We start from the raw sequence: 4,472 nt of genomic DNA, 5'->3' as shown, positions 1-4,472 counted from the left end.
CCTCCATGGCCATAGGCTAACCCTGGCATTCGCGCGGTTGTGCCTGATTTCCAGCGGCTTCGGGTTTTGGAGGGGGCTTCCCCACTCCGTCGAGCTTCGCTCGCCTCTCCCCCCTCCGGAGGGAGAGGAAGGCACCAGCCCGGCCAAGCTCGCGCCCTTCCTCTACCCCGGGAGAGGTTGCGAGCGAAGCTCGACGGAGTGGGGTCGACTGCGCGGCTTAAGACCAGGCGTTAGCTGAGAGGGGCACCTCTCAAAAATAACCTGCAAGGTTAGCTCTGATGCGGTCCAGCACCGTATCCCCGGAAACATCGGGCACGAATTCCTTGCCCGTGATCGCCTCATAGGCCTGCGCGTAAACCCGAGAAGCCTGTTCGACGATCTCGTCGGGTATCTCTGGAATCGGGTCACTGTACGGATCGCAGCGCGCCGAGACCCATGAGCGGATGAAATCCTTGTCAAAACTCTCCGGCCGGCTGCCGCTGGCGAGCGCCTGTTCGTAACTCGATGCGATCCAGTACCGGCTGCTGTCGGGCGTGTGGATTTCGTCGGCAAGAATGATGGTCCCGTCCTTGTCGGTGCCGAATTCGTATTTCGTGTCGGCCAGGATCAGGCCGCGCTCAGTGGCGCGCTGCTGGCCGCGGGCGAACAGCCGTAAGGCGTAGTCCGATACGGTATCCCACTGCGCCTGCGTGAGAAGACCCTGCTCGAGAATCTCGGCTTTGGACAGCGGTTCGTCATGGCCGCCATGCGCGGCCTTGCTGGTCGGCGTGATGATCGGCTCCGCCAGTCTTTCATTGTCGCGCAGGCCATCCGGCAGGCGGATGCCATACATGTCGCGGTCACCGCGCTTGTAGCGCGTCAGGATCGAGGTGCTGGTGGTTCCGGCCAGATAGCCACGCACGACGATCTCGACCGGCAGGATGTCGAGCCTGGTGCCGACGACGACGTTCGGGTCGGGGTATTCGAGAACATGGTTCGGGCAGATGTCGGCGGTTTCCTCGAACCAGTAGCGCGCCGTCTGAGTAAGGATCTCGCCCTTGTAGGGGATCGACGTCAGGATGGTGTCGAAGGCACTGAGCCGGTCGGTGGCGATGAAGATGCGCCGGCCATCCGCAAGGTCATAGTTCTCGCGGACCTTGCCGCTGTAGTGGCCCGGCAGTTCGGGAATGAACGCGTCAGGAAGGGTCCGCATATGATTTCCTGCCTTCCGCAGAGTGGCCAGAGCATGATCCCGAAAAGTTGCAGACTTTTCGGAGAAAATCATGCGCCAAGATAATGCCATCGCATAAGCTGTCGCCCCGGTGCATATCAAGCGCGATTGTCGGGAATCCCCGTAAACCCGGCCAGTTCGGCGGTCGCTTTTTTCACAACTGATGCCGGATGGCGCGGCGACTTGGGAGCGCCGTCGCGTCTAGGCTGCAGCCAATTCTCCGGAGCCGCCCGCATCATCATGCAGACCTATGATTTCATCATCGTCGGCTCCGGCTCGGCCGGCTCGGTCCTGGCCGAAAAACTCTCGGCCTCGGGACGCTTCTCGGTGCTGGTGCTGGAAGCCGGCGGCACCGACCGCCGCTTCTACGTCCAGATGCCGCTCGGCTACGGCAAGACCTTCTTCGATCCCGACGTCAACTGGAACTACAAGGCCGAGCCGGACCCGGGCCTCGCCGGCAATGCCGATCACTGGCCGCGCGGCAAACTGCTCGGCGGTTCGAGCTCGATCAACGCCATGGTCTGGATCAGGGGCGCGCGCGAGGATTTCGATGCCTGGGCAGCCGCCGGCAATCCCGGCTGGGGCTATGACGATCTGCTGCCCACCTTCAAGGCGCTCGAGGACAACCAGGCCGGTGCCGACACATGGCGCGGCACGGGCGGCCCGCTGCATGTCACCGACTGTTCGGACGCAGTCCACCCGCTGACCAAACGCTATCTCGCCGCCGGCCAGCAGGCCGGCCTGCCGCTCAATCCGGATTTCAACGGCGCCGCCCAGGAGGGCGTCGGCATCTACCAGATCTCGACCCGCAATGGCCGCCGCATGTCGGCGGCGCGCGCTTTCCTGCGCCCGGCGATGAAGCGCGGGAATGTCCGCGTCGAGATGAAGGCGCTGGCGACAAAAATCCCGTTCGAGGGCAAGCGTGCCGTCGGCGTCGAATATCTGCAGAACGGCGAGATGAAGACGGCGCGTGCCGGCCGCGAAATCATCCTGTCGGGCGGTTCGGTCAACTCGCCGCAATTGCTGCAGCTGTCCGGCGTCGGCCCATCCGCCCTGCTCAAAGGTCTGGACATCCCGATCGTCCACGCCAACGAAAATGTCGGCGCGCATCTGCAGGACCATGTCGGCATCAACTACACCTTCAGGGGCAAGCTGCCGACGCTCAACCAGACGCTGCGTCCCTGGTGGGGCAAGCTGCTGGTCGGCATGCAATACATCCTGACCCGCTCCGGCCCGCTGTCGCTGTCGATGAACAATGCCGGCGGCTTCTTCCGCACCGACCCTGCGGCGACGCGGCCCAACATGCAGCTCTATTTCCAGGCCTTCTCGACCGTCATTCCCAAGAGCGGCGAGCGCCCGATCCTGACGCCGGACCCATGGCCGGGCTTTTCCATCGGCCTGTCCAACTGCCGGCCGTCGAGCCGTGGCGAGATCATGATCCGCTCGGCCAATCCGCGCGACTACCCCAGGATAACGGCCAATGCCTACTCCACCAATGCCGATGTCGAGGAGATGCTGGCGGCGGTGAAGTTCGTGCGCAAGATCGCCTCGATGCCTGCCATGGCCGAGATCATCGAGGAAGAGGTTCTGCCCGGCCCGTCGATCACCTCGGACGCCGATCTGGTCCAGGATTTCCGGAAGCGCTCGGGCACCGTCTATCACCCGGTCTCGACCTGCCGCATGGGGCCGGATCCCGCGCGCGCCGTCGTCGATCCGCGCCTCAAGGTGCATGGTCTGGAAGGTTTGCGCGTCATCGATGCCTCGATCTTTCCCGACAACATCACCGGCAACACCAACGCCGCCTCGATCATGACCGGTTGGAAGGGCGCCGAACTGGTTCTGGAGGACCAAGAATGAAGATCACCGACGTCAAGACCTGGGTTGTCGGCAATCCGCCGCCCGGCATCGGCGGCAAGTATTTCATTTTCGTCAAGCTGACCACCGACGGCGGCGTCGTCGGCTATGGCGAGGCCTACAACGCCACCTTCTCGGCCCATGTTACCGCCCGGATGGTCGAGGACATGGCCGAGCGCTATCTCATCGGCCGCGACCCGCACGACATCGAGAATTTCTTCCGCCGCGCCTATTCCTCCGGCTTCACCCAGCGCCCCGATGTGTCCGGCATGGGCTGCTTCTCGGCGCTGGAAATGGCCTGCTGGGACATTATCGGCAAGGAAGCCGACAAGCCGGTCTATAAACTGCTCGGCGGCCAGGTGCACGAAACGCTGCGTTCCTACACCTATCTCTATCCGCACAGCGGCAGCGTCCATTCCGAGGATGCGCACGACAAGAACGTCTACAACGATCCAGATCTCGCCGCTGCCTGTGCGCTCGAATATGTCGAGCAGGGTTTCAATGCCGTCAAGCTCGACCCCGCCGGCCCCTACACCGCCTTCGACGGCCATCAGCCGCGCCTCGTCGATATCGACCTGTCCACCCGCATGATCAAGGCGATCCGCGAGGCGGTCGGCACCCGCGCCGACATCCTGTTCGGCACGCACGGCCAGTTCACAGCGTCCGGCGCGCTGCGCATGGCGCGCGCCATCGAACCCTACGATCCCTTGTGGTTCGAGGAGCCGGTGCCACCTGATATGCCTGAGGTCATGGCCCAAGTGGCCCGCGCGACCTCGATCCCGATCGCCACCGGCGAGCGGCTGACGACCAAGTTCGAGTTCGCCCGCGTCATCGAGAACCGCGCCGCGACCATCCTGCAGCCGGACCTCGGCCGCTCCGGCGGCATCCTCGAGACCAAGAAGATCGCGGCGATGGCCGAGGCCTACCACATCCAGATCGCACCGCATTGCTATTGCGGACCGATCGTGGGTGCGGCCAACATCCAACTGGCGGTGACGCTGCCCAACTTCCTCATCCTCGAATCGCTGAAGCAGTGGGACGTTTTCCACGCCACGCTGCTGAAGAAAAAGATCGAGTGGCAGGACGGCAATGTCATCCCGTCGAAGGAGCCCGGCCTCGGCGTCGAGCTCAACGAGGCGGTCTGCGAAGCACACCCTTACACGGGCAAGGACCTGCATCTGCAGATGATGCAGACGCCGCTGATGCCGTGAACGAAAGCTACGCCTTTATCGGCCTTGGCCATCTCGGCGGCAACCTTGCCGCCAGCCTGGTCCGCAACGGCTTTGCCGTCACCGTCTTCGACCGCGATCCCGCGGCCGTCGAACGCTTGGTGGCGCTCGGGGCCACAGCGGCAAGCAGCCCCGCCGAGGCCGCCGCACGGGCCGGCAACGCAATCTCCTGCCTGCCC

4 protein-coding genes are annotated in these 4,472 nt (G+C 64.0%); 3 read left to right on the top strand and 1 reads right to left on the bottom strand.

Annotation, left to right across the window (positions count from 1 at the left end; genetic code table 11):
- Positions 1 to 250: 250 nt before the first annotated feature.
- Positions 251 to 1,192, bottom strand: a complete 942-nt coding sequence (locus tag EN750_RS20345; protein WP_127397466.1) for a phosphoribosylaminoimidazolesuccinocarboxamide synthase — start codon at positions 1,190 to 1,192, stop codon at positions 251 to 253.
- A gap of 258 nt (positions 1,193 to 1,450) precedes the next feature.
- On the opposite strand from EN750_RS20345, the gene EN750_RS20340 reads away from it, so the two are divergent.
- The 3 genes from EN750_RS20340 to EN750_RS20330 all read left to right on the top strand — a co-directional run.
- The gene (locus EN750_RS20340) at positions 1,451 to 3,067 is read left to right on the top strand and encodes a GMC family oxidoreductase N-terminal domain-containing protein (RefSeq protein WP_127397465.1); all 1,617 of its coding nucleotides are present in this window, start codon (positions 1,451 to 1,453) and stop codon (positions 3,065 to 3,067) included.
- The gene (locus EN750_RS20335) at positions 3,064 to 4,275 is read left to right on the top strand and encodes a mandelate racemase/muconate lactonizing enzyme family protein (RefSeq protein WP_127397464.1); all 1,212 of its coding nucleotides are present in this window, start codon (positions 3,064 to 3,066) and stop codon (positions 4,273 to 4,275) included. The genes EN750_RS20340 and EN750_RS20335 overlap by 4 nt, the downstream gene beginning before the upstream one ends.
- On the top strand, positions 4,272 to 4,472 hold a 201-nt coding region (locus EN750_RS20330; protein ID WP_189526345.1), incomplete at its 3' end, for an NAD(P)-binding domain-containing protein. The genes EN750_RS20335 and EN750_RS20330, both read left to right, overlap by 4 nt.

The organism is Mesorhizobium sp. M7A.F.Ca.ET.027.03.2.1, from assembly GCF_003999175.1.
Classification (GTDB): domain Bacteria; phylum Pseudomonadota; class Alphaproteobacteria; order Rhizobiales; family Rhizobiaceae; genus Mesorhizobium.
This window is presented reverse-complemented; position numbering and strand designations above follow the sequence as displayed.

Excerpts from the sequence above, each read along its gene's own strand:
- EN750_RS20345 (WP_127397466.1), bottom strand. The coding sequence starts at position 1,192 with ATGCGGACCCTTCCTGACGCGTTCATTCCCGAACTGCCGGGCCACTAC.
- EN750_RS20340 (WP_127397465.1), top strand. The coding sequence starts at position 1,451 with ATGCAGACCTATGATTTCATCATCGTCGGCTCCGGCTCGGCCGGCTCG.
- EN750_RS20335 (WP_127397464.1), top strand. The coding sequence starts at position 3,064 with ATGAAGATCACCGACGTCAAGACCTGGGTTGTCGGCAATCCGCCGCCC.